The following is a 24674-nucleotide window of genomic DNA, read 5'->3' on the forward strand; positions in this document are numbered from 1 at the left end:
TACACTAAGGCATGGGTTTAGTTACCGCAAAGGAAGTAGCCAAGGCTATTAACCTGGATAAATACGGCTTTCTGGGAACGTTTATTGGATGGTTACTCATGAAGATAACCAAAATTTCCAGTATTAACCGTTTTTATGATGATCACAAACATCTGGAAGGACTTGCCTTTCTGGATGCAATTTTAGATCATTATCAAATAAAATTTGAGATTCCCGAGGAAGATTTTAAACGATTGCCTAAACAGGGTTGCTATATTACCATCTCCAATCATCCCCTTGGTGGCATAGACGGGGTACTGCTCCTAAAATTGCTTCTAAACCATAGATCGGACTTCAAGATTATTGCCAACTTTTTATTGAATAGGATAGGGCCTATGTCACCCTATATTCTTCCTGTCAACCCCTTCGAGACCCATAAGGATGCCAAAAGCAGTATTTCCGGGTTTAAGAATGCCATGCAACATTTGAGGGATGGCCATCCTTTGGGAATTTTTCCTGCAGGTGAAGTATCTACCTATAAAGACGGAAAATTAATTGTGGATAGGCCTTGGGAGGAAGCCGCTTTAAAACTGATACGCAGGGCCGAAGTACCCGTGGTCCCCATTTATTTTCATGCAAAAAACAGTAGGTTATTTTATCGCTTATCCAAGATAAGTGATGTATTCCGTACGGCCAAATTACCTTCTGAAGTTACTACCCAGAAAAACAGGATCATAAAAGTGCGAATTGGGCAGCCCATTTCTGTACAGACACAGAACGAACAGGAAAATCTGGCCGAGTTCGCAGATCTATTGCGCCGTAAAACCTATATGCTTTCCAACGCCTATGAAAAGGAAAGGTTATTGGATCAGATCCCCACCAGTTTAAAAATACCTAAAGCTCCAAGAAAGATTGCCACTGCCGTACGTACAGAAATTATACAAGAGGAAATTGAACGTTTAAGGGAAAAAGATTGCAGGCTGTTACAAAGCAAAAATTACGAGGTTTTCTTGGCCAAGGCAATTGATATGCCCTTTATTTTAAAAGAAATAGGCAGGCAGCGCGAAGTTACCTTTAGAGCCATAGGCGAAGGCACCAACAATGCCATTGACCTGGATAAATTTGATAATTATTATCGCCACCTCTTTCTTTGGGACGATGAGGATAAGGTAATAGTGGGAGCATACCGAATGGGAATGGGTTCCGAGATATTTGAGGAACACGGAATAGACGGATTTTATTTACAAGATCTTTTTCGATTTGAGCCTGAACTATATGGCATGATGTCCAAATCCATAGAAATGGGCAGGGCCTACATCATTAAGGAATATCAACAAAAACCCATGCCACTTTTCCTTTTATGGAAGGGAATCGTACATACTACCTTGAGATTTCCAGACCACCAGTTTTTAATTGGCGGTGTAAGTATAAGCAATCAGTTTTCCAACTTTTCAAAGTCCTTGATGATTGAGTTTATGAAAAGTAATTATTGGGATCCCTATGTAGCGCAATACATTAGGCCCAAAAAGGAATTTAAGGTTAAGCTCAACGATGCTGACAAGGATTTTATATTCGATGAAAGTGAAGCCGATCTTAATAAGTTTGATAAGCTAATTGAAGAAGTGGAACCGGGAAGTTTAAGACTTCCGGTATTGATCAAAAAATACATTAAACAAAACGCCAAGGTGGTGGCCTTTAACGTAGACCCCTTATTTAACAATTCTGTAGACGGATTAATGTATATTAAAATAGCCGATTTACCTGAAAGTACCGTAAAGCCGGTTATGGAGGAGTTCCAGGCAGAATTGGAGCGAAAGTTGGCCGAGGGGCAACAGGAAGATGAAGGCCTAGGCTAAGGTTTTGTCCATTAGGCGAGCTTTTTGCCGCCCAAAATGACTTAATGAAGCCCTACAAGGGCACTTCTCCGTTCAAATAGCAGATTATCCTTCCAGACATTATCGCGTTTACCTATGCGCTCCCTTTTACCAATATAGCGAAACCCCATCTTAAGATGCAATTCCACGCTTCCTTTATTCTCAGGAAATATTCCCGATTGCAAGGTCCAAAATCCCGCTTTTTCGCTTTCAACAATTAACTGTTGCATAAGCAATTTCCCTACTCCTTGCCCTCTGCTTTCCTGCGCTAAATAGATACTTACTTCTGCTACTCCACCGTAAACGCACCTGCTCGATACTGGAGAAAGTGCCGCCCATCCCAATATGGTCTCCGCATTGGCAGCCACCAATCTACCTATCTTTAAATGAGCCGCATCCCATACTTGGAACGCAGGTACTTCTTTCTCAAAAGTAGCGAAACACGTATCCATGCCCTCCTGATATATTTGGGCTACCCGTGGTCAATCGCTATTTGTCATTTTTCGTATTTCCATTAAAATACCAATAAGGACAAAACCATAAAAATGATATGTCCTATTTATCGTAATATTACGATAAATATTGACAAAAATAAAGTCAGACCACGAAAATCCGACTTTATACCATTCTTAGAACCAGGGTTTCCTACCCACTTGGTAGATGTTATAAAATTCCTCATCCGATTTTGTCAGGTACATTATGCCTTCAATTAAGCCAACTATGGACACTAGCATAGTTGGTATTCCACAAAGAAACCAACCCAAAACACCAACTGCAGCCATAATTATCCCTTCTTTTTGATATCCCAATATAAATTTGTGAACTCCCAACCATCCAAATAAGATTGCCAGGATTCCTGCCAATAATTTCTTGTTATCCCCACCTGCACTTGCCAATCCTTCCTTGAATTCATTAGCCGTTTTTTTGGCTTCCTGTCCAAAATCCTTGGCAGCTTCCTTAGTGTCACCTGCAAATTCCTTTGCAGACTCTTTTGCGTCTTTTGCAAACTCCTTGGCCGATTCCTTAGCGCCTTTTGCAGAGTCCTCGGCTTTATCTCCTAAATCTTTATTTTCTTCTGACATGGTTGTATTTAAGTTGATTAATAATAGTACTAAATGTAACAATTATTTCCCAATCAAAGAAACGCTTTATCATTAGGCTCCCACAATTCCAATTTATTACCATCAGGGTCTAAAATCCAGCCGAATTTACCATAATTGTATTCCTCAATATCACCTACTACGGTAACTCCTTCTTCCTTCAAAACCTTAAGCAGCTCCACCAAATTCTCCACTCGGAAGTTCATCATAAATGGGGATTTACTCGGCTTAAAGTAGGTAGTATCCTCTTTCATGGGACTCCATTGGGTAGAACAATCGTTACCTTTCTTGTCCTTCCACCAAAAAGTACAGCCATATTGATCGGTATTAAGTCCAAGGTGTTTATTGTACCATTGTTTAATACCATTGGGGTCTTTGGTTTTAAAGAAAAAACCGCCCAATCCTGTTACTCTATTTTTCATAATAGTCCAATTTTAATTACCTGAATTTTAGAATTTACAACAATTCCATAAATATAGGGCAACCCATATGGACCGAAAAAAACTTCAGTGGCACTTTACACCACTAGCCTAACAAAATTTCCCCTTGATCTTATCTACCACCGTCTGTGCCAATTTAATCTTACTCTCTACGGTCCAACCTGCTACATGTGGAGTAAGCAGCACATTCTCGGCATTGACCAAATAGGTGAAGGCCTCTGGCAGTTCCGACTCGCTGAACATATCTTCAAAAGACTTCTTTTCATATTCAAGCACGTCCAAGCCGGCTCCAAGTACCTTGCCCTCTTTCATTGCAGCCACAAGATCCTCCGTTACCACACATTTGCCCCTAGCGGTATTGATCAACCACAACGGGTTCTTGAAATCTTTTAAAAACTCGGCATTGATCATATTCTTGGTAGCATCGGTCTGCGGTACATGGAGGCTAAGTATCTCTGCCCTTTGTCTTAATTCCATAATCCCAACCTGCCTGGCATTGTCATCGCCAACACCCCCAACAATATCGTAACAAATAACTTCTACATCAAAACCCTTTAGCTTTTTGGCGAAGGCCTTGCCCATATTGCCATAGCCAATAATCCCGACTGTTCTACCGTCCAATTCAATACCTCGATTGCCTTCCCGGTCCCATTTTCCATTTCTAACCTCTTTGTCGGCCTTGTTAAATTTGTTGAAGAGAGACAATAACATTCCCAAAGCGTGTTCCCCTACGGCATTTCTGTTACCTTCAGGCGCAGCTGCTAGAAAGATTCCCAGTCGTTTGGCATGTTCAGTGTCTATATTTTCCAATCCAGCTCCCAAACGGCCAATAAACTTTAGGTTGGTAGCCTTATCCAAAAAAGCTTCATCTAAAGTGAATCTGCTCCTAATGATGACACCATCATACTCACCGATTTTATTTTCAATTTGCTCTTTGGAGGAAGTGTAATCTTCATCATTTTGAAACCCTAAGGCATTGAATTGCTCAATGATCAATGGGTGGTTTACATCTAAATGTAGAACTTTCATAAAATTAATATTATGCGGTAAAGATACAAGACCGCTTTGCTACTGGAAACAAGAAACTGGACTATTTTTCAGGTTTATATATAAATTCCAGGACGTATTTGCACTAGGGATTGCAGCTGGCTACCGTGTAGCGCGGAAAGCCCGCCACCGCCGAAGAAGGTGGAGTGCCCTAAATACCCAATATTACCTTTGCGATGGAAAAATATATCAAAATCCCGAAAATATCGTTACTGGTGGTAATAAATGGACCTGTTGCAATGGCAGGATCTATGCCCCTTTTGTGCAAAAATATGGGTATAAAAGTCCCAATGATCCCAGCCACTACGGTTACTGTTATTAAGGAAATGGAAATGGCCAAGGAGGTAAGAAAACTACCTTTCCAAATCCATGTAAAAAACAATAGTATAGTCGCCAACACAGCCCCGTTCAGCAGTGCCAACAACATTTCCTTTAGAAGTCTACCGGCAATACTCCCTTTTAAATCGTCGTTGGCCAAACCCTGCACCATAATGGCGCTGGATTGCACCCCAACATTACCGGCCATTGCCGCTATTAGAGGGGTAAAGAAGAAAAGCACCCCGTAATCGCTCATCAGGGTTTCGAATCCCCCCATAATGGCGGCTGCCCCTACACCTCCCAAAAGGCCTAGAAACAACCATGGCAATCTGGCACGGGTCAGGTCCCAAATACTGTCATCCGCTTCCACATCTTGGGAAATACCGGCCGCCAACTGATAATCCTTTTCCGCTTCTTCCCTAATAACATCCACAATATCATCTATGGTAATACGACCTACCAACCTGCCTATTTCATCGATCACAGGAATAGCTTCCAAATCGTATTTAGACATAATTTTGGCAACCTCCTCCGGCTTTTCATTTACGTTAACGGCGTCTACCTTGGGAATATAAACTTCGCTTATATGGGTCTTGGTAGAGGTAGTCAGCAAATCCTTTAAAGAAAGTCGACCTTTAAGTTTACCTTCATCATCCACGACATAAATGGAATGTACCCTGGTTACATTTTCTGCCTGTGCCCGCATTTCCTTTACACAGGTAAGTACGTTCCAATTCTCATTGACTTTAACCAGCTCCTTGGCCATAAGTCCCCCAGCGGAATTTTCATCATAGCGCAGCAGGTCAACAATATCCTTGGCATGCTCCCTGTCCTCCAATTCGGAAATTACCTCTTGGACCATAGCTTTGGGCAGCTCTCCTATAATATCTGCGGCATCATCCGTATCCAACTCATCCAGCTCCCCTGCAATTTCCTTTGCCGAAAGATTGGCAAGGATGGCCTCCCTAACATCAACATCCAACTCCGTAAGGGTTTCCGATGTTTTTTCGCTATCTAGAAGTTTAATTAGATAGGTAGCATGATCCTCGTCCAATTCATTGATGATATCCGCCACATCCGCATAATGCACCTCAGCCAACAGGGCGGCCAATTGCACATCCTGCTTGCTGTCTATTAGCTGCTCTATTTCAGCTAAATAATCGTCAGTGAGTTTAAATGGTATCATTTGCTATCTTCTGTGTCAACGAAATAAAGTCCTCAACGCTCAATTGTTCCGGACGAAGGCCAAATATAGCATCTTCTTTGAGAACATCTGAAAGATTGAAGGTTTTTAAACTGTTACGAATCGTCTTCCTACGTTGGTTAAATGCTGCTTTCACCACCTGTTTGAACAGTCTTTCATCCACTTCCAAATGGAAGTTGGACTTCCTTACGAGTCTTAACACTCCGGACTGTACTTTAGGTGGAGGATCAAAAACTTGTGGAGACACTGTAAATAAATATTCCGCATCGTAAAAAGCCTGTACCAATACGGAAAGTATGCCATAGGCTTTACTCCCCTCCTTTTCACAAATCCTTTCTGCCACCTCCTTTTGAAACATTCCCGTAAACTCCGGAATCTGATCTTTAAATTCCAACATCTTAAAAACAATCTGTGTGGAAATATTGTACGGAAAATTACCGGTTATGGCGAACTGTTCTTCCCCAAAAAGGGTCCATAGGTCGTACTTTAAAAAATCGGCCTCCAAAACCTTAAACTCCCCCTTTCGCTGCATTACCTTATTGTGTTCCAAAGGGAAACTGTGGTTTAGGTAAATTATGGATTCCTCATCCAGATCCATCGCCACCAAATCGATATCCTTTTCCAATAAATATTTAGTAAGCACCCCGGTACCAGGCCCTATTTCTATGACATTGCGGTATCCGTTCAAGGTTAGTGTGTCCCCAATCTGCCGGGCAACAGACTCATCTTTTAAAAAATGCTGGCCTAAATGCTTTTTAGCCTTAACGGGGCTTTCCTCCTTCCAAGGTCTATTGAACTTCTCTTTTTTGGAATGAAATGCTTTTTTCCCTTTTTTGCTCATGGCGCTGCGTAATAAAGTAATACAATTAGTGTTCGCTTATGATTGCCAACTCTGTCCTAAAGGCAACAAACTTGCCCGCAAAGAGTTCCATCACTTTTTTACGGAGTCTTTCTGCATCTTCCTCGTAATATTTTTGAAGCGTTTCTTTGGAATCGGTAGTATATTGAACTGAATAGGTAATACCCCCCATCTCCTCCTCCACCAGTACTTTGGTCATCAGGGCCTTGGAAAACTTTCCGGTGTCCAACATCTCTGGGATATGCACCTCCTTCATCCAGGACAACCAATCCTTCTGGATCGATTCTTCGATATTCATCGTAACATTGTATATATACATGCTATTTCTTTACTTTCCCGAAAGGGAATATTTATATTAGTTTAAGAATAAGTCAGGATTTTTGGACAATTAATTAATACTGTCTCCCCGCAGCATCCTAAAATTCTTTCTGGCCTGCGGAAAATAGTAACTATCCTGATAATTATAGATGATTTTCTCATAATGTGCCTTTGCCTTTTCAGGAAGGTTCAAGATATTGCGATACAATTCCGCCAAGGCGAAATTGGCATCATCCGCTAAAATATCGTTAGCGTAAAATTCCACTATTTTAAGATAGTTAAATTCTGCCTTTTCATAATCCTTTAATTCGGTTAAAATTTGGGCCTGTTTCATAAGTGCCTCATCCTCAATTTTCTCCCCTTTATGATTTTGGAGGATATCCTCTAAAAGCCCAACGGCATCCTTCTTCTTGTTTTGATACGCCAAAAAGTCGGCGCGCGCATATTTTTTTAAAGCTGTTTGGGTAGAATCTTCCAAAGAGTTATCCGAAATCAACAAGCTCAATTGCATGGCATCATTGGCAATTAATTGGGAGGTAGAGCCTCTTAGTACCTTTAATTGAGTGAGCGCCCAATCGAAATCCCCTTTATAAAAACTAGTTTGTGCCACCTTAAAACGGGCCTCCTGACCCAAGACATCGTTTTTTAAATCTTTCTGTATTTGTGAAAAATAGATCAATGCCTGATTAAATTTTTGATCGTATACCAAAATATCGCCCAATGTACTTTTAATATAGGATTTGCCATAATTATTCAAAGGCAGCTCCAAGCTCTGACGTAGGATTTCAATGGCCGGTTCCGCGGTATTTTTATTAAACGTTAAAAAGTTGGCGTAGGCAATTTGTAGCTGTAAGGTTTCCATTTCATAACCATGAACCCCTAGTAAAGCATCAAATTTTCCTTGAACCTTATTCAGCACCTTATCATCAGCATCCAGTAAATCTATATCTATGAGGCTTAGTTGGGCATCCAAGACCATCACGGCATCGGCACTATTTTGTGAGATATATTCAAATATTTCCTTTGCCGTTTCTATCTCCTGCTCTTCCAATGCCATTTTTCCCAAGCCCTGTAGCCGTTGTAAAGAATTTTCACCTCCCCTTTTGTAAATGGCTTTTTCTTGACTAAAGGCACTTTTATATTGTTTTTGCTGAACAAAAAGCCAACTCAACAATTCGTTCCACAGAATATCCGGGTTTTTTTGGGCATTCTGAAGCACTACTTTTTTAAATTTTATGTTATTGGGATTTTCTGCATCGGAACTAATAAAATCGTCTATATTCCTAAGTACATTGGCCTGGGAAGCTTTGCCTTCACTAATTAATTTAAGATAGGAATCGTACATTTGTTCTATGTTCCCCTGCTCCCCATATATTCTTGCCTTTTGAAAATTATAATCCAATTGCGGATTTATTTCCATAGCGAGGGAATACGCTTTTATGGCATAATCCAACAAAGCATATTTTTGAAATCTATACCCTAGGCCATAGCCAAAATTGGGATTTTCATTTATTTTTTGAAGCGCGGCGTTGTAATACTCAGTTGCCTTTTCGGGCAGGTCCTGCAAGGTGTAATTGTAGCCCAACTCAATGAGCATAGTGGGATATATATTTTGACCTTCCACTGCCTTCAACAAGAATTGTTCTGCCTTATCGTACTGCTCCAATTGTTGGTAGCAGGCAATTAAGCCTTCCCCATAATCTGTCCGCATTGGATTTTTGGCAACTAACTTCTCATAGAATACCACTGCCTTATCATAGGCGCCATCCTCAAAATACTGCTTTGCCAAGAAGTCTTCCTGAGAAAACAGAGATTGGGAACAGATTAATAAAAGAATATAAAGAAGTAGTCGCAAGGGGTCTTTTTTTTTCAAAGATACGTAGAATGTATAAAGTGGGTGTTAAGGGCAATACAAAGAATTATCAGAATCCAAAACTTTAAATTCACCTTAGATTTAAGATGTAACTTTGTATATTATATTTTTTTGATGAAACTTTTAATTGCAGAGGACGAACTTTCTTTACAACAATCTATAGTCACCTATTTGGAAAATGCACTCTTGCGCTTTTAAAGCGACACCGGACTGAAGGGGGGATATACACGACGGATGGGATGTCCTGGCAGGAGCCATAATCGGTGTTGGCAGCTCCTATATTTTTACCACGCCATATCAAAAAAAGCACATGGAAATCACCTTTAACAGCACCAATGGCAATTATCTTTTAGGCTATTCTTACAGGTTTTGAACCTTTTACTCTTAATTTATTTTATCAAAACCGGTATAAGGAACAAGAACTTCAGGAATTTGGATTCCGTCTGCCGTTTGGTAATTTTCCAATATCCCGGCCAATACACGTGGCAACGCCAAAGCGCTACCATTCAAGGTATGTGCCAATTGGCTTTTCCCATTTTCGTCCTTATAGCGCAATTTCAACCTATTTGCCTGATAAGTTTCAAAATTGGAAACGGAGCTAATCTCCAACCAACGATCTTGGGCTGTGGAAAAGACCTCAAAGTCAAACGTAAGAGCAGCTGTGAAACCTAAGTCCCCTCCACAAAGACGTAAGATCCTATAGGGCAATTTTAATTCACGTAGGATATCCTTAACATGTTCCACCATACCGTCCAAGGCCTCGTATGATTTCAACGGGTGTTCCACACGAACTATTTCTACCTTATCAAATTGATGTAAACGGTTTAATCCGCGCACATGTGCACCATAGCTCCCCGCTTCCCTTCTAAAACAAGGCGTATAGGCAGTATGCGTAACTGGGAAGTCATTCTCGTTCAAAATAACATCCCTAAAGATATTGGTTACAGGCACCTCGGCAGTTGGGATAAGATAAAGATCATCTTCCCCTACGTGATACATCTGACCTTCTTTATCTGGCAATTGACCAGTACCATAACCTGAAGCTTCATTTACCAAATGCGGCACTTGAATTTCATTATATCCAGCTGCAGCATTCCTATCTAAAAAATAGGAAATAAGTGCCCTCTGCAAACGGGCCCCTTTACCTTTATAAACGGGAAATCCTGCACCGGCTATCTTAACCCCCAGTTCAAAATCTATAATATCATATTTCTTGGCCAATTCCCAGTGGGGAAGTGCTCCCTCTTTCAAGGTAGGAATGTCCCCTTCCCTAAAAACTTCCTCATTATCCTCTTCTGTGCTTCCCGCTGGAACTGACGCATGGGGTACATTTGGTATTTGGTATAGTAGGTTCTGAAGCTCCCCTGCTGTTGAAGTCAATTCCTCGTTCAGTTCTTTTGACTCCTCCTTTAAACTCCCTGTACGTTCCTTTAAAACGTTGGCTTCTGCCGCCTTTCCACTTTTGTAAAGGGCCCCTATTTCCTTGGATATACTGTTGGATTCTGCCAAGGTATTATCTAGGCGTGCTTGCAGCGATCGTCGTTTTTCATCCAATTGAAGTACGTTCTCAATAAGTGGAAGAGCGTCGATATTACGCTTTTTTAAAGCTTCTACAATTTGTTCTTTGTCTTCACGGATAGCCTGTAACTGCAACATTTTTTTAAAATTTTATCGTGCAAATTTAACCTAATCTTCGGATTTTAGGCATAATTTTAGCCTAGATATAAGATGTAATTCTAAAAATTATGGTTTTTGAACACCTAGCCTTAAATGTAAAAAACATCAAGGATATTAAAGATTGGTATGTTGCCAATGTGGGATTAAAAGTGGTAAGCGAACAAACAGAAGCTCCTTTCATGACTTTTTTGGAAGATTCTTCCGGATGCGTAATTCTGGAGCTTTACCATAGACCTGATGAAGAAATTACAAATTTTAAGGCTAAGCACCCGCTTACCTTTCATATGGCATTTGTGTCCAAAAATGCCGAAAAAGATAAAATTAGGTTATTGGATAAAGGGGCCAGTTTTGTAGAGGAAATCAAAAAGTCAGACGGAAGCCATTTGGTGATGCTTCGGGACCCGTGGGGTATGCCATTGCAACTGTGCCATAGGGCCATAGCCTTTTAACAGAACAACACCTTTCCTTTTTTCGGCTATTGTTGCGGTTGTGATGGCAATATCCAATCGTTGTGCGTAAAATGGCTCCAGGACACCTTGGACATATCAATCTCCGGATCAATAAATTGCTGGTAAGGTTTGCCATTAACGCTCACCCTGGAATCAACATAAATCGATATTTTCTCGCCTTTTTCCGCGTATTCGCGTTTTAAGCGTTGGGTAAACTGCCAAATGAAATCCGGATAGGAGGATACTTTATTCTTTTGTGCTTTTGTTAGATAATCGTCCAAATTTACCAAAAACGAATTTTTGGTAGTACTGCTCACTATTTTAAACGAAGTAATTCCAGTGCGACTCCGTAACATCATTCTCCAGCTCATACGGTGCCCCTCCTCTGTCCATAAAACATCGTCCTTTATAAAATAATGCCGTAAAGGCAACCCCAATTGAATTAGAAAATAAATGCCCAAAATCCCCAAAACGAACTTTCTATTTGGGGGAACGGTAACTGGACCATTCTGATAAGGTTCCTTTTGTTTAAAAAATATTTTCCGAATCACCTCCGGCTCAAAAAAGAATACAGAAAAGGCCAGTGCTAAATACGGGAAAATACCTATTTGAAAAACGATGGAATTAAATAAGTGAAAGAAAATCGAAACCACAAAAGCCCATTTTCTAGTCGGCTTCCATAAAAGGGCCGGAACTATCAATAAATCGAATAGAATACCTGAAATACCCACTATCCTATGAAGTAAAGGTTCCTGTAGGAGTCCACCAATTACAGGGTAGCCACTCTTGTTTTTAAAAAGTATCCCAATAACACTGAAATCCAGCCAGTCGCCGTACAACTTTGCAAAGGAAGCATATGTGTAAACTATCAACAGCTGCAAAACAATTACCCATTTCACAAATGCCGGCATCTTAAAGGCCCTAAGGGAAGGATTACTTTTGGCGTCCAGGGAATAATTGCTATTCGCTGGCAAAAAGGCCATTATGCCGGCAATCAATATCAATAGATAATAGTGATTGTTATAGGCTGTTTTTTGCATAAGATATACTCCTGTCCAAAATAGGGTAAAAGCAATAATACTATAGCGGTACTTATACCCCAAAGCAATGCATATCCCCAAGGTTCCCATCACAAAAAAATAAAAATACATACCTAAGCCAGGTAGTGGCTGCAACCATTCAAAGCCGATAAAAGTGAAGGTAAATTGCGGGTCTATCAGGTTTCTTTTGACCCAACCCGTAATAATGGCCCCGTAGCATTCCAAACTGACCAAGATGCCAAAAAATATCCTAAAAATAAGGAGCGGACTATTATCGATTTGCTTAAAAAGAAATCGATCTAACATTTACATGGAGATTATGGAAAGGGAGGTCTCCCGATCCTTTTTCAACTGTATCTTTAATGCATCAACGGAAGCAAACTTTTGTTCATCCCTAATGCGATCTATAATATCTATCTGAATTTTTTTTCCATATAGATCCTGATCAAAATCGAAGAAATTAATTTCGATGCTTTGCTTCTTGCCGTCCACCGTTGGATTAAAACCAATGTTCATCATTCCATAAACGGTTTTGTTGTCCATAATACTGCTCACTACATAGACCCCATTCTTTGGTATTAGCTTGTATTCCTCTGGAATGGATATGTTGGCTGTGGGAAAGTTTAATTTACGCCCCAAACCTCTTCCTTTTACAACGGTTCCCGTCAGCATATATTTATAACCCAAATACAAATTGGCAGTTTTCATATCTCCCTCCTCCAGTGCCTTCCTAATTTTTGTAGAACTAACGGAAACGTCATCGATCTCCTGGGCAGATATTTCTTCCACATCAAATTCCAATGCATTCCCAAAGGCCATTAGGTCATTGATATTGGCATTCCTATTTCTTCCAAACCTATGATCGTAACCTATAATGATTTTCTTTGTCTTTAAATCATTGACCAAAATATCCCGGACAAATTGGGTTGCCGACAACCTTGAGAACTCCTTGGTAAATGGGTGTACAATTAAATAATCTATACCTATTTCCTCTAAAATTTTGATCTTCTCATCAATGGTATTCAAAAGCCGAATAGACACGTCCTTTTGAAGGACCATTCTGGGATGGGGAAAAAAAGTAAGTACTGTAGATTTTAGCTCCAGGACTTTGGCATTATTTATGAGACGTTCCAATATTTTACGGTGGCCGATATGCACACCATCAAAAGTGCCGATAGTAATGGCAGTAGGGTGCGCTTTGTCGTAATTGGAGATGCTTTGAACTGTTATCACAAATTGGAATAATAAAAAAACTTATCTTTGAGTTTGTACAAAAACCCGCTTGATGGTTGTAAAATTACGTCTTGTTTTTTCAATATCCATATTTTTTCTTTGCTATTGCGGATTTGGGCAAACTAAATATTGGCAAAAAACCGATTCTAGGAGTAACCGGTCGCAAAGACAAACAAAAGAGTTGGAGGTAAAACACGGCGCCACATTTTCATTGCAAAAAGATGTTTTTGTCAATGAACTTAAGTCAACCCATTATAATAAGGCTTCCAAAATACTGAGTTTTCCTGACGAAGACGGGGAAATGATTCCGTTTGTTGTTCAAGAATCCTCTGTACTTTCACCAGAACTTTCAAAAAAATACCCGCAAATAAAATCATATGTCGGCAGGGGTTTAAACAATGCCAAGGATAGGGTTCGATTTAGTGTCTCCCAAAATGGCATACAAAGTATGATTGTCTACGGGGATAGCAAAAGTGCCACTTTCATGCAAAAAATTTCAAATTCCGACGAGGAATATTTGGTGTACAGCAGGAAGGATGCCTATATGATGAATACCAATTTCATATGTGAAACCCAATCGCTAATTGAAAAGGAAAAAGGACCATCTGCCTTAAAATTGGTAGACGGTCAAGTCCTAAGAAAATACAGGCTGGCCATCTCCGCCACGGGGGAATACACTGAGTTTCATGGTGGCACGATACCGAACGCCCTAGCTGCCATAAATGCGACCGTTACCAGGGTTAATGAAATTTTTGAAACCGATTTGGGAATCAGTTTGGAAATTGTTGCCAATACCGATCAGGTAATTTACACCGACAAGGAGACGGACCCCTATGGATCAAATCTCAATTCAGAAGTACAGAACACCTTAACTACGGTTATTGGACCTGTGAATTACGATGTGGGGCATCTGTTTCAAAAGGACGAAAATGGCGGGAATGCCGGGTTTATAGCCTCGGTATGTATAGATTCCAGAAAAGGTAGCGCGTATTCTTCGGCATTAATTCCGCAAGGGGATATTTTTGACCTGGATTTTGTAGCCCACGAAATGGGACATCAGTTTGGTGCAAACCACACTTGGTCCTTTGAATCCGAAGGTACCCTGGTACAGGCAGAACCTGGAAGCGGAACAACGATAATGGGCTATGCAGGAATTTCCGGCAGCAATAATGTTGCCCTAAACGGAGACGACTATTTTCATTATTACAGTATTTTTCAAATCCTGGAATACATTAAGACTACCAGTTGCGGACAAGAAATTCCCATTTTAAACTCCCCGCCCACTATAGTGTCCTCTGGAAACTTTACCATTCCAAAATCTACCGCATTTAAGTTAACGGGGAATGCCACGGATTTGGATATGGACGATATACTTACCTACAATTGGGAACAGATCAATGATGGAATAGTTACCCACTATACCTTTGGGCCAACCAATCTTAGTGGTGCCAACTTCAGATCCCTAAAACCCACAGTAAAACCTTCCAGATATTTTCCAAGGCTAAGCAGTATAGTATCTGGTAATCTTACCCAGACCAATCCCAATGTAAATACCACATGGGAAACGGTTTCCAATGTAGAAAGAGAACTGGATTTTGCACTTACGGTAAGGGACAATGCCTTAGGGGGAGGACAAGTAGCGTCGGACCTTGTAAAGGTTACGGTAATAGACAATGCCGGGCCATTTGTTGTGACCTCGCAATCAACCAATGAAATTTATACAGCGGGCACCAGACAAGAGGTACTTTGGGATGTAGCCAATACCGATCAAGGCCCAGTGAACGCACAAAAGGTAGACATCTACTTTTCTGCCAATGGAGGTGCCTCCTTTCCCATAAAATTAGCTGATAGCGTTCCCAATGACGGACAGCAAGATATTTTAATTCCGGGTTTTGCAACACCCTCTGGCCGAATAATGGTAAGTGCACACGATAATATTTTTTTAGCGCTAAATTCCTCCAATTTTACTATTAGCCCATCGGACATTGTATTGAATTTTGCACAATTGCAACACGAGGTTTGTCAAGGTAATGACTTGATCGCGCCTTTTACTTACCAAACGTTCAATGGTTTCTCTGAAGAAGCCACATTTTCTGCCACTGGAATGCCACCGGGCTTGACCATAGATTTTTCCCCTACCTCCGCCATAGTGAACGACACCCTGGTAGACATTACCTTTTCCAATACCGATTTGGTAACACCAGGAAATTACCCCATAACCATAGTGGCCACCTCGGCAACGGCCAGCAAAGAGGTTGTTATAGATGTGAAAATATTGGAAACTACATTTACAGATATAGTGCTACAGTTGCCCACCAATGGATCTACTAGTGCGCGTATAGCATCGTTATTGGAGTGGGAATCCAATACTTCACATACTTCCTTTGATGTGGAGATTGCAGATGACCCAGCCTTTACCAATATTATTGAGACGGCAAGTGTTATTTTTAATTCCTATTTAACCACGAATTTGGTAGAGGAAACCACTTATTATTGGCGCGTTAAACCCAAAAATAGTTGTGGGGAAGGGACTTTTGGCCCAGCCTTTAGCTTTACCACTTTAGAATTGAATTGTGCCTTGGAAGCCGCTAAGGATTTGCCCCTTACCATACCAACAACCGGTGCCCCTACGGTAACTTCTGTAATTACACTATTGAACGACCTGCCCATTGCAGATGTAAATGTTAATTTGGACATAACCCATACGTTTCTGGCCGATTTGGAAATAAGCCTTATTTCACCTGCTGGCACCCGAGTAATTCTCGTATCCAATTCCTGCGGGGGAAATCAGGATATTTTGGCGACATTTGACGATACAGGAAATAGCTTTGTTTGCGGAACAAGCCCGGCAATACAGGGTATTGTAAGACCTCTTGGGTCTTTGGGAGCGTTTAACGGGGAATCTACCTACGGTGATTGGATATTGGAGGTAAAAGACATAGCGGCATCGGACGGAGGATCAATAAATGGCTTTTCTTTGGATATCTGTGTAGAAGGCACCTTTAGGGCAGATGAGGATAAAGATGGCGTTTTTGATGATGGGGATGACCTATGCCTTAACACCCCAATGGGAGCTCTGGTAGACCTAAGCGGTTGTCCAGTTTATTTATTCCCCGTAGATAATTTTGAGGTGGAGATCAACAGTGAATCCTGTAGCAACCAAAATAATGGCTCTATCCGCGTCGTAGCCGGTATAAATATGGATTACGAAGTTACCCTCACTGGTAATGGAATAAATAAGAGCAGTAATTTTACCAATTTCTATTTTGAACAAGGCCTTGCGGCCGGTACTTATGAAATATGCATTGTAGGCACGGAAGACGACAAGGTATACGAACCTTATTGTTTTCAGGTAATCGTTACCCAACCCCCTCCCTTGAGCGTGACATCCAAACTTATTGCAGACGGAAATCAGACCATATTGAATCTGGAAGGAGGCAATTTGTACAATGTTGAATTAAATGGTATTGTAACTCAAACCAAATCTTCGAGCATAATATTGGACCTAAAAAAAGGGATCAACCAAATTAAGGTAACAACCGATCTCCCTTGTCAAGGTAAATTTGAAGAACAATTGTTGCTCATAGACGAGCCTTTGGTGTTCCCCAACCCATTTGAGGAGGAAGTAACCCTATTGTTCAACAATGGCCCGGATAGGATAAACACCAAAATTTTTAGTTATAATGGGCAATTGATAAGTAATAAAGATTACACCCTTTATAGCAATGAAATTAAGATTGATTTCCTAGGATTACCCTCAGGAATTTATATTCTTAAGGTAAAGGGTGAAGGGATAAATAGTACTTTTAAGGTTGTAAAGAAATAAGCGGATGAAACCAATAGCCATATTTTTATGTTTTTTGGCCTTAGTGGGATGCGGAGGAAAAGATTCTCCAAAACCACCATTGTCAGCTCTTTTGGTCTTTCCTCAAAAAAACTCCGAATGCACAACGGGAATAGATGTAACTGGAACCAATACATCAACGGTGGAGTTTAGATGGCAAACTTCGGACCACACAGAATCTTATGAATTAAGGGCCACCAATTTAAACAGCAATACCACCCAAACCATTGTAGTGAATGGTAGCTCGGCAAAATTACCTATTGTAAAAGGAGCCCCGTATTCATGGCTGGTAGTTTCCAGAAATACCAAAGTATCAGAAACGGCAAGAAGTGAAACCTGGCGATTTTATAACGCCGGTGTTGAAACCACCCACGCCCCTTTTCCTGCAGAAGTTATATCGCCCAAAACGGGATCTAACATAACAAAGGATCTTAACAATGAAGTACTCTTGGATTGGGAAGGTGCAGATGTGGACAATGACCTGGAAGATTATGAGGTATATTTTTCAACTGAAAACCCGCCAACCACATTAATCGCCACTCTAACTTCCGGAAAATCCGATTTTAAGGTAAGTGTATTGGCAAATACGGTCTATTACTGGAGAGTAGTTACCATGGACCGGGAAGGAAATACGGCAACGAATAGTATTTCCGAATTTAAAGTACGCTAAGACCTTATTTAGGTACCGTTAAACTCGTTCATTGTTCTATTTACCCCGGACAATACAAACGAACGGACAAGCTCGTTGATGCGCTCATATCGCTTTACAAGAGCTTCCTTTTCTTCTTCATTCCATTCCCCAAGGACATAGTCTATTTGTTTTCCCTTTCCAAAATCCGAACCAACACCAATCCTCAATCTATTGTAATTTGTAGTGAGTAAGTGCTGTTGAATATCCTTTAATCCATTATGGCCACCATCACTTCCTTTTGTTTTTAAACGGATAGTTCCAAAAGAAAGATTAATATCATCTGTAATGATCAACACATTCTCATGAGGAATATTTTCCTTTTCCATCCAATATTTTACAGCTTTTCCGCTTCTGTTCATATAGGTAGATGGCTTTAGGCACAATATACTCCTGCCCTTGACCTTAAAAGTACCCACATCTCCCAACTTAGCTGTTTCAAAGGTAAAATCTTCTTTACTGGATAAGGAATCCAAAATTTTAAAACCAATGTTATGACGGGTTTCCGAGTATTCTTCCCCGATATTTCCAAGACCTACAACCAAAAATTTCTTCATACTGTCCGATTCGTCCAACAATGTCTTGTTCTTTTTAAAAAATGACTCAAAAATGTGGAACATTGTTCTCTTTTAGGAATTCATAAAAATACAAAAGCATCCCGCAGTTACGGGATGCTTTTACACTTAATTTAGATAAAATCTATTCGTTACCGCCTTCAGCTGGTGCTTCTGCAGTAGCTTCTGCTCCTTCTTCTCCTTCTTCATCCTCCTCATCAATCAAGACTGCATTACGTGCAGCTTTAACCTGAACAACTACAGTGTTTTCTGGGTGAAGTATGGTGAACTCATCTTTCATTAATGTGGCTACTGAAATATTACCGCCAATTTTTAATTTAGAGATATCGATATCAAAGAAATCTGGCAAATTATCTGGCAATGCCTTAATTGAAAGCTTTCTTTTTCTAAATAACAATCTACCACCATTTCTAACCCCTGGCGAATTACCTAACAATCTTACAGGAATGTCCATAGTAACTTCCTTGTCCTTGAACAACTGATAAAAGTCTACATGTAAAATGCTATCGGTTACAGGGTGAAATTGTATGTCCTGCATAACCGCATCGTACTTTTTACTGCCTTCCAATTCAACCACAACAGTATGTGCGTTTGGAGTGTACACTAAATCTTTGAACGATAGTTCCTCAGCTGAAAAGTGTAATGGTTTTTCCCCTCCGTAAATAACGCAAGGAACCTTTCCAGCATTACGTAAGGCCTTTGTTGCTTTTTTGCCTACGCTTTCTCTTTCTGATCCTTTAATTGTAATTGACTTCATTTTATTTATTAAATATTAATTAATTTACTCTCTTATTCTGAATTACCTACATTAGAAACTTGGAACTAATGGAAGTATTGTGATGTACTCTGTGCATTACATCGGCAAACAACTCCGCACAGCTTATTACCCTTATTTTTTTGCTTTCCTTTTTTAAAGGTATGGAGTCGGTTACAATAAGCTCGGATAATTGAGACTTTTCAATTTTCTCATATGCATCCCCTGAAAGAAGTGCGTGGGTAGTAATTGCCCTAACGCTTAAGGCTCCTCTTTCCATCATTAAATCGGCCGCTTTTGTCAAGGTACCTGCCGTATCTACCATATCATCAACCAAAACCACATTTTTCCCTTGTACATCACCTATCAGTTCCATGTGTGAAATTACATTGGCCTGTGCTCTTTGTTTGTAACATATAACCACATCGCAACTAAGTGCCTTAGAATAGGCATAGGCTCTTTTAGATCCCCCCATATCCGGTGAGGCTATGGTCAGATTACTTAGATTAAGGCTATTCAAATAGGGCAAAAACAAAGTGGAAGCGAACAAATGATCTACCGGCTTTTCAAAAAATCCTTGAATTTGATCGGCATGCAGATCCATAGTAATGATTCGGGTGGCACCCGCAGCTTCCAACATTTTGGCTACTAATTTTGCCGCAATAGGAACCCTAGGCTTGTCCTTTCTGTCCTGTCTGGCCCATCCAAAATACGGCATTACCGCAGTTATGTGTCTTGCAGACGCCCTTTTTGCAGCATCCAACATCAACAACATTTCCATCAAGTTCTCCGAACTAGGATTGGTTGAACCAATAATAAATACGCGCATTCCACGAATAGATTCTTCAAAGGAAGGTTGAAACTCCCCATCGCTGTATCTAGAAAAAATAACGTTGCCTAAGTTAGAACCAAAAGACTCCGCTATTTTTTCAGATAACTTAGTACTTTGGGTACAGGTAAAAATTTTAGGCTCCGGTACTTGATATGGCATTGTTAACGTATTGTTTATTAGTTTATTGGAACTCCTTTTTATAAGGAGGTGCAAATTTAGAAATTAATTTGGGTTGCTAAAGTATAAATGTTGTTATTTTTTTGCTGAAGTAAAGAAAATATTCTTTAATTTTGCAGTCGCAATCAAAAATGCTCGAGTGGCGGAATTGGTAGACCTGTCTGCCGACAGGCAGGCGCGCTCGGATTGAAATTTTGAATGATGGTTTGGATTTACGCCTTATCTAGCTTGACTAACAACTATATCTACGTGGGAATGACGACGGATTTGGAGGCAAGGATAGCAAGACATAATAGTGGTAGAGAAAAAACGACCAAACCATACCGACCCTTCGAATTGATTTTCACAGAACGTTGTGGGAATTGGGCCGAAGGTAGGAAAAGAGAAAAATATTGGAAATCAGGTGTTGGAAAACAACAACTGAGAAAATTGAAAAATAATTAATAGTTACCTTGCTCGAGTGGCGGAATTGGTAGACGCGCTGGATTCAAAATCCAGTTCCTTTGGAGTGTGGGTTCGATTCCCACCTCGAGTACGATTTGAATATCAAATTCAACCAAAACCCTGTAAATATCAATATTTACAGGGTTTTTCATTTTATTTAATCACATTTGATGCCATATTATACCATCCAAAAAGTGTCCCATTCGGTGGCACTAACACTCCAGAATTTAGTGCCACCGAATCAATCATAAATACCTTATAAACAGCGTATTACGATACATAATTTTATTTTTATTTCCCTATATTTAGGCAGTAAAAAATTCAAAATTATGCAAGATTTATTGTCAATTCTGTTTTATATACGAAAAAAGGGGGTGAGTGATCCTTCCCAGGCCATAATCTATCTTCGAATTACTTATAATGGTAAAAGAGCTGAAGTTAGTACCATGAGAAAAGTTGCTATTTCCAAATGGAATGCTAAGGCGAACAAGGTTATTGGCTATACCCCGGAAGCCAAACAGACCAACCGTCAACTGGATTTTATTAAAAATCGTATATATGATATCCATCAAAAGTTTTTGAACGATGGTAATAATTATATATCGGCAAAAGGAATAAGGGATGAATTTATAGGAGCAAATACCAATAAAAAGTTGATCATGGAAATGTTTAACGAACACAACCAAAGAATGGAAAAACTGGTGGGACGGGAATTCTCCTTTAGGACGCTTCAACGCTATAAGACCACCAAGAAACACCTCCAAAAATTTATGATTTCAAACTATAATTCCGAGGACCTCTCTCTAAATAAGATAGATGTTAAGTTCATCAACAGCTTCATTTACTTTCTGAAGGCCGAACTTGAACTTTCCCATAATTCTGCCTTAAAATACATTGCTTACTTAAAAAAGTTAATTCGCCAGGCTTACGCCAATGGATGGATCGATAAAGACCCCTTTTACAATTTTAAGCTTCGCCCGAAGTCCATTGATAAGGAATTCTTAAACAAAGAAGAAATTAATACCCTTATGGAAAGACAATTCTCCATTTCCAGATTGGAACAGGTCAGGGATGTTTTCATTTTTAGCTGCTACACTGGTCTGGCCTATATTGATGTTGCCAAGCTCCATGCAAACGATATCGTAATCGGGATAGATGGGAAACGATGGATCAAATTAAAGCGGACCAAGACCAAATCCTTAAGTAGTATTCCCCTATTACCGATTGCAGAAAGAATCATCGCTAAGTATTCCTCTTTACATCGTGACAAATATCAATTATTACCAGTATATAGCAATCAAAAAACAAATGGCTATCTAAAAGAAATAGCAGATCTATGTGGAATAACCAAAAACTTAACCTTTCATGTTGCAAGACATACCTTTGCCACTACTATAACTTTATCTAATGGCGTTCCCATTGAATCCGTGAGTAAAATGCTGGGACATAAATCTTTAAAGACAACCCAGCATTACGCCAAAATTCTGGATACAAAACTTGCCGAGGATATGAACAAGCTTCAATTACGGTTTGAAGACAAAAATAATTCCTCTGAACTAAAGAAGACCAGAGAAAAAGTACACTTTTGAGAATAATCCCATTCCAAATTTAAGTTCGAAGGAAAGGCGGCCTCAAAATCTTTATCTTTACAACATTAGTTTTATTTAATGCGCTTGTAAATTAAATCAAGAAAAGGTAAAATATACTGGTGAGTGTTAAATTCCCTACCAATATCACCTGCCCTTGTTGAATTTTTGACGAATCAAAACATGTTTCAATTCCCTTAAAACTTTGCCTTTTTTAATATTGTCCCGGGGAGTCCAGAACCTACCGTTGGAGAGCCTTGTGTACAGGGGGTTTTTAGGGAATCGTTTTTTATGCTCACCGAATAGGTAACTTTTTGTAAGGATAAGTTTTGTTTTTTATCAGGTACACCTTATGAATAAAGAAAAATGGAGAAAGTTTCGCTACTCATGTTTTTATATGTGGTTATAACTGTGAACTTTATAAGTTACTTAAACGTATGATTTAATTGAAGTAATTTTTAATAAATCAATATTAGGTTTTACAAAGATAGGATGTTACTTTTTTGAACGTGTATGTAATTTAAGCCCTATTATAAATATAAAAAATGCTTTAGGTATATTATTTCTAATTCTATTTAAGGCTCTACTTATGTGACTTTCAACAGTGTTTTCAGAAATATTTAAAATTTTTGCAATTTCCTTATAGGTCAAACCTCTTTTTTTATTCATTATAAATATTTCTTTGGATTTGGGAGGTAATAGATCAATTTCTTTGTTTACCCATTCCAACTTTCTCTTGAGTGCATATTCCTCCTCTTCAATGGATTGTTGCAATACCTCATATTGAATTTTATCAAGAACATCATCATTTCTCAAAGCTTTCCTATATTCATTAATAAATAAGTTATGGACGGATTTATAAAGATAACTTTTAATGGAGGATCGAATTTCTAATGTATCTCTTTTTGTCCAAAGATTTATAAAAGCATTTTGCACTAAGTCTTCCGCCTTTGGTTCATTTTTGGTTAGACTCATTGCATACAAAACAAGAACCTTGTAGAAGTTCTCAAAAAGTAAGCGATATGTTTGTTTATCGCCTTTCCGAATCTTATCCAGCATGACATCCTCATCATAAATTATCTGATCGAACTCTCCGTGCATAATTGAAATTAAAAAAAAGTTTAAAAAAAATGCATGGTATTACATTTTTTGATTGTCATAAGGTAAACAAGATTAGTTAAAGTGAAAGAAAACATAAAGATAATAATAAGGCAATATCTTCAAAATACAATTTCAGTTGAGGATTTAGAATACCTTAAAGATTGGATTTCTAAGGAGGATAATCAAGAATATTTTAGAGAATTTATATACTCTCATTATAAGAATAAAGCTTATGATACAAAGAAGGCTTTTGAATTATTCGAAGATGCAACATGGGACAAAGGTGTTGTAGTCCGATTTAAGAGTTTACGGGCTACTATTTTCAAGTATGCAGCAGTATTTGTTGTCTTAATTGCCTTGAGTTATGCCATTTTTTATTCTAATCAAAATGCGGACATTAAACTGCCTGATGATCAAGTTACCCTGGAGGTGGAAGGTAGTGGTGTAAAAGTCCTCAATACTTCTGTTTCAAAAGATTTGACTGGTAAGGATGGTGAGGTCTTGGCGAAGCAAGATAAAAACACTTTGGACTATCAGGGGATAAATAGCGAAGATGGTGAAATTGTGTATAATGTTCTTCGCGTTCCATATGGAAAAACTTTTGAAGTATTGTTGCCAGATCAAACCCATGTTTTCTTAAACGCGGGGTCTAGTTTGCGATATCCCAATAAATTTCAGAAAGGAAAAGATAGAGAGGTTCTATTGGAGGGAGAAGGCTATTTTAAGGTAAGCAAAGATAAAAATTCCCCTTTTATAGTAAATGCCAATGGAATAACTACTGAAGTTTTTGGAACCGAATTTAACATAACCTCTTATGGGGATGATTCATTTACTTCTGTAGTTCTGATTGAAGGTAGTGTAGGTGTAACTGATAACTCAAAGAGGCTGTCTGGTTTACAACCGGATTTAATGTTGAAACCCAATGACATGGCAACAAAAACCAAGGGAGAGGAAATCTCCGTTGAACAGGTTGATATTGCTGAGCATGTTTCATGGATAAGTGGAACACTCTTTTTTAAGAATGAAAATTTTAGGTCCATCGTTAAGAAATTGCAGCGGCATTATAATGTGGTAGTAATAAATAATTACAAAGCACTGGAGGAGAAAAAATTTACCGGTCGCTTCGATATAGAATCCGTTGAACAAATCTTGAAAACCTTTCAAAAATCAAATAACTTCAACTATATAATCACGAAGAACAATATTATTATTAACCCATAAAACCTTAACAAAATATGAAATAGACCAGTCTAAACAAGAAA

The 24674-nt window shown here is 39.2% G+C and carries 22 protein-coding genes and 1 tRNA gene; 8 read left to right on the plus strand and 15 right to left on the minus strand.

From position 1 onward, the window contains the following. Positions 1-11 precede the first annotated feature (11 nt). Entirely contained in the window at positions 12-1835 is a 1824-nt protein-coding gene (locus H4O18_RS13815) for a GNAT family N-acyltransferase (RefSeq protein ID WP_187585562.1), read from the plus strand. A 41-nt stretch (positions 1836-1876) separates the two neighbouring features. On the opposite strand, the gene H4O18_RS13820 is transcribed toward H4O18_RS13815, so the two are convergent. The 9 genes from H4O18_RS13820 to serS all read right to left on the minus strand — a co-directional run bounded on the left by H4O18_RS13820 (position 1877) and on the right by serS (position 10668). Continuing rightward, entirely contained in the window at positions 1877-2305 is a 429-nt protein-coding gene (locus tag H4O18_RS13820; protein WP_187585567.1) for a GNAT family N-acetyltransferase, read from the minus strand. Between the two features lie 177 nt (positions 2306-2482). After that, positions 2483-2935, minus strand: coding sequence for a TM2 domain-containing protein (locus tag H4O18_RS13825; protein ID WP_187585569.1), 453 nt, complete (start codon positions 2933-2935; stop codon positions 2483-2485). A gap of 53 nt (positions 2936-2988) precedes the next feature. Further along, positions 2989-3375, minus strand: coding sequence for a VOC family protein (locus tag H4O18_RS13830; protein ID WP_187585571.1), 387 nt, complete (start codon positions 3373-3375; stop codon positions 2989-2991). Between the two features lie 108 nt (positions 3376-3483). Further along, a complete protein-coding gene (locus tag H4O18_RS13835) occupies positions 3484-4422 on the minus strand; it encodes a 2-hydroxyacid dehydrogenase (RefSeq protein ID WP_187585573.1) in 939 nt (312 codons plus the stop codon). A gap of 169 nt (positions 4423-4591) precedes the next feature. Next, the gene (gene mgtE, locus H4O18_RS13840; RefSeq protein ID WP_187585575.1) at positions 4592-5944 is read right to left on the minus strand and encodes a magnesium transporter; all 1353 of its coding nucleotides are present in this window, start codon (positions 5942-5944) and stop codon (positions 4592-4594) included. Then, positions 5931-6803, minus strand: coding sequence for a 16S rRNA (adenine(1518)-N(6)/adenine(1519)-N(6))-dimethyltransferase RsmA (gene rsmA, locus H4O18_RS13845; RefSeq protein WP_187585577.1), 873 nt, complete (start codon positions 6801-6803; stop codon positions 5931-5933). Before rsmA ends, mgtE begins: the two co-directional genes overlap by 14 nt. A 25-nt stretch (positions 6804-6828) precedes the next feature. Next, positions 6829-7140 carry a DUF4286 family protein gene (locus tag H4O18_RS13850; RefSeq protein ID WP_187585579.1) on the minus strand — a complete coding sequence of 104 codons (312 nt, stop codon included), beginning with the start codon at positions 7138-7140 and terminating at the stop codon, positions 6829-6831. A 69-nt stretch (positions 7141-7209) separates the two neighbouring features. Next, the gene (locus tag H4O18_RS13855) at positions 7210-8994 is read right to left on the minus strand and encodes a tetratricopeptide repeat protein (protein ID WP_187585670.1); all 1785 of its coding nucleotides are present in this window, start codon (positions 8992-8994) and stop codon (positions 7210-7212) included. 402 nt (positions 8995-9396) lie between these two features. Further along, entirely contained in the window at positions 9397-10668 is a 1272-nt protein-coding gene (gene serS / locus H4O18_RS13860) for a serine--tRNA ligase (protein WP_187585581.1), read from the minus strand. Positions 10669-10757: 89 nt separating this feature from the next. Here serS and H4O18_RS13865 point away from each other — a divergent pair, with 89 nt between their 5' ends. Next, complete coding sequence (locus tag H4O18_RS13865; RefSeq protein ID WP_187585583.1) at positions 10758-11138, plus strand: VOC family protein; 381 nt, start codon at positions 10758-10760, stop codon at positions 11136-11138. A 26-nt stretch (positions 11139-11164) separates the two neighbouring features. On the opposite strand, the gene H4O18_RS13870 is transcribed toward H4O18_RS13865, so the two are convergent. After that, positions 11165-12484 carry an HTTM domain-containing protein gene (locus tag H4O18_RS13870; protein ID WP_187585585.1) on the minus strand — a complete coding sequence of 440 codons (1320 nt, stop codon included), beginning with the start codon at positions 12482-12484 and terminating at the stop codon, positions 11165-11167. Continuing rightward, a complete protein-coding gene (locus H4O18_RS13875) occupies positions 12485-13411 on the minus strand; it encodes a bifunctional riboflavin kinase/FAD synthetase (RefSeq protein WP_187585586.1) in 927 nt (308 codons plus the stop codon). It abuts the gene before it with no gap. 52 nt (positions 13412-13463) lie between these two features. On the opposite strand from H4O18_RS13875, the gene H4O18_RS13880 reads away from it, so the two are divergent. Further along, complete coding sequence (locus tag H4O18_RS13880) at positions 13464-17237, plus strand: reprolysin-like metallopeptidase (RefSeq protein WP_187585588.1); 3774 nt, start codon at positions 13464-13466, stop codon at positions 17235-17237. Positions 17238-17241: 4 nt separating this feature from the next. Further along, complete coding sequence (locus H4O18_RS13885) at positions 17242-17925, plus strand: hypothetical protein (RefSeq protein ID WP_187585590.1); 684 nt, start codon at positions 17242-17244, stop codon at positions 17923-17925. A gap of 8 nt (positions 17926-17933) precedes the next feature. Here the strand turns inward: H4O18_RS13885 and pth are convergent, their stop codons facing one another. The 3 genes from pth to H4O18_RS13900 all read right to left on the minus strand — a co-directional run bounded on the left by pth (position 17934) and on the right by H4O18_RS13900 (position 20263). Continuing rightward, positions 17934-18563: an aminoacyl-tRNA hydrolase gene (gene pth, locus H4O18_RS13890; RefSeq protein ID WP_246474281.1), complete on the minus strand. Its 630-nt coding sequence runs from the start codon at positions 18561-18563 to the stop codon at positions 17934-17936. Positions 18564-18642: 79 nt separating this feature from the next. After that, entirely contained in the window at positions 18643-19275 is a 633-nt protein-coding gene (locus H4O18_RS13895) for a 50S ribosomal protein L25/general stress protein Ctc (protein WP_187585592.1), read from the minus strand. A 46-nt stretch (positions 19276-19321) separates the two neighbouring features. Then, positions 19322-20263, minus strand: coding sequence for a ribose-phosphate pyrophosphokinase (locus H4O18_RS13900; RefSeq protein WP_187585594.1), 942 nt, complete (start codon positions 20261-20263; stop codon positions 19322-19324). 273 nt (positions 20264-20536) lie between these two features. Here H4O18_RS13900 and H4O18_RS13905 point away from each other — a divergent pair, with 273 nt between their 5' ends. The 3 genes from H4O18_RS13905 to H4O18_RS13915 all read left to right on the plus strand — a co-directional run bounded on the left by H4O18_RS13905 (position 20537) and on the right by H4O18_RS13915 (position 22314). After that, positions 20537-20725, plus strand: a complete 189-nt coding sequence (locus H4O18_RS13905) for a GIY-YIG nuclease family protein (protein ID WP_246474283.1) — start codon at positions 20537-20539, stop codon at positions 20723-20725. A gap of 10 nt (positions 20726-20735) precedes the next feature. Then, positions 20736-20816: transfer RNA gene (locus H4O18_RS13910), tRNA-Leu, on the plus strand. Positions 20817-21054: 238 nt separating this feature from the next. Next, a complete protein-coding gene (locus tag H4O18_RS13915; RefSeq protein WP_187585596.1) occupies positions 21055-22314 on the plus strand; it encodes a site-specific integrase in 1260 nt (419 codons plus the stop codon). Positions 22315-22806: 492 nt separating this feature from the next. On the opposite strand, the gene H4O18_RS13920 is transcribed toward H4O18_RS13915, so the two are convergent. Continuing rightward, positions 22807-23412: an RNA polymerase sigma factor gene (locus tag H4O18_RS13920; protein ID WP_187585598.1), complete on the minus strand. Its 606-nt coding sequence runs from the start codon at positions 23410-23412 to the stop codon at positions 22807-22809. An 81-nt stretch (positions 23413-23493) separates the two neighbouring features. On the opposite strand from H4O18_RS13920, the gene H4O18_RS22495 reads away from it, so the two are divergent. After that, complete coding sequence (locus tag H4O18_RS22495) at positions 23494-24633, plus strand: FecR domain-containing protein (protein ID WP_187585600.1); 1140 nt, start codon at positions 23494-23496, stop codon at positions 24631-24633. The last annotated feature ends 41 nt before the right edge of the window (positions 24634-24674 follow it).

The organism is Arenibacter arenosicollis (assembly GCF_014397245.1).
Taxonomy (GTDB): Bacteria; Bacteroidota; Bacteroidia; order Flavobacteriales; family Flavobacteriaceae; genus Arenibacter; species Arenibacter arenosicollis.

Excerpts from the sequence above, each read along its gene's own strand:
- H4O18_RS13915 (WP_187585596.1), top strand. The coding sequence starts at position 21,055 with ATGCAAGATTTATTGTCAATTCTGTTTTATATACGAAAAAAGGGGGTG.
- H4O18_RS13865 (WP_187585583.1), top strand. The coding sequence starts at position 10,758 with ATGGTTTTTGAACACCTAGCCTTAAATGTAAAAAACATCAAGGATATT.
- rsmA (WP_187585577.1), bottom strand. The coding sequence starts at position 6,803 with ATGAGCAAAAAAGGGAAAAAAGCATTTCATTCCAAAAAAGAGAAGTTC.
- H4O18_RS13920 (WP_187585598.1), bottom strand. The coding sequence starts at position 23,412 with ATGCACGGAGAGTTCGATCAGATAATTTATGATGAGGATGTCATGCTG.
- H4O18_RS13885 (WP_187585590.1), top strand. The coding sequence starts at position 17,242 with ATGAAACCAATAGCCATATTTTTATGTTTTTTGGCCTTAGTGGGATGC.
- H4O18_RS13835 (WP_187585573.1), bottom strand. The coding sequence starts at position 4,422 with ATGAAAGTTCTACATTTAGATGTAAACCACCCATTGATCATTGAGCAA.
- H4O18_RS13830 (WP_187585571.1), bottom strand. The coding sequence starts at position 3,375 with ATGAAAAATAGAGTAACAGGATTGGGCGGTTTTTTCTTTAAAACCAAA.
- serS (WP_187585581.1), bottom strand. The coding sequence starts at position 10,668 with ATGTTGCAGTTACAGGCTATCCGTGAAGACAAAGAACAAATTGTAGAA.
- H4O18_RS13870 (WP_187585585.1), bottom strand. The coding sequence starts at position 12,484 with ATGTTAGATCGATTTCTTTTTAAGCAAATCGATAATAGTCCGCTCCTT.
- mgtE (WP_187585575.1), bottom strand. The coding sequence starts at position 5,944 with ATGATACCATTTAAACTCACTGACGATTATTTAGCTGAAATAGAGCAG.
- H4O18_RS13825 (WP_187585569.1), bottom strand. The coding sequence starts at position 2,935 with ATGTCAGAAGAAAATAAAGATTTAGGAGATAAAGCCGAGGACTCTGCA.
- pth (WP_246474281.1), bottom strand. The coding sequence starts at position 18,563 with ATGTTCCACATTTTTGAGTCATTTTTTAAAAAGAACAAGACATTGTTG.
- H4O18_RS13820 (WP_187585567.1), bottom strand. The coding sequence starts at position 2,305 with ATGGATACGTGTTTCGCTACTTTTGAGAAAGAAGTACCTGCGTTCCAA.
- H4O18_RS13895 (WP_187585592.1), bottom strand. The coding sequence starts at position 19,275 with ATGAAGTCAATTACAATTAAAGGATCAGAAAGAGAAAGCGTAGGCAAA.
- H4O18_RS13880 (WP_187585588.1), top strand. The coding sequence starts at position 13,464 with ATGGTTGTAAAATTACGTCTTGTTTTTTCAATATCCATATTTTTTCTT.
- H4O18_RS13850 (WP_187585579.1), bottom strand. The coding sequence starts at position 7,140 with ATGTATATATACAATGTTACGATGAATATCGAAGAATCGATCCAGAAG.
- H4O18_RS13905 (WP_246474283.1), top strand. The coding sequence starts at position 20,537 with ATGACGACGGATTTGGAGGCAAGGATAGCAAGACATAATAGTGGTAGA.
- H4O18_RS13900 (WP_187585594.1), bottom strand. The coding sequence starts at position 20,263 with ATGCCATATCAAGTACCGGAGCCTAAAATTTTTACCTGTACCCAAAGT.
- H4O18_RS13815 (WP_187585562.1), top strand. The coding sequence starts at position 12 with ATGGGTTTAGTTACCGCAAAGGAAGTAGCCAAGGCTATTAACCTGGAT.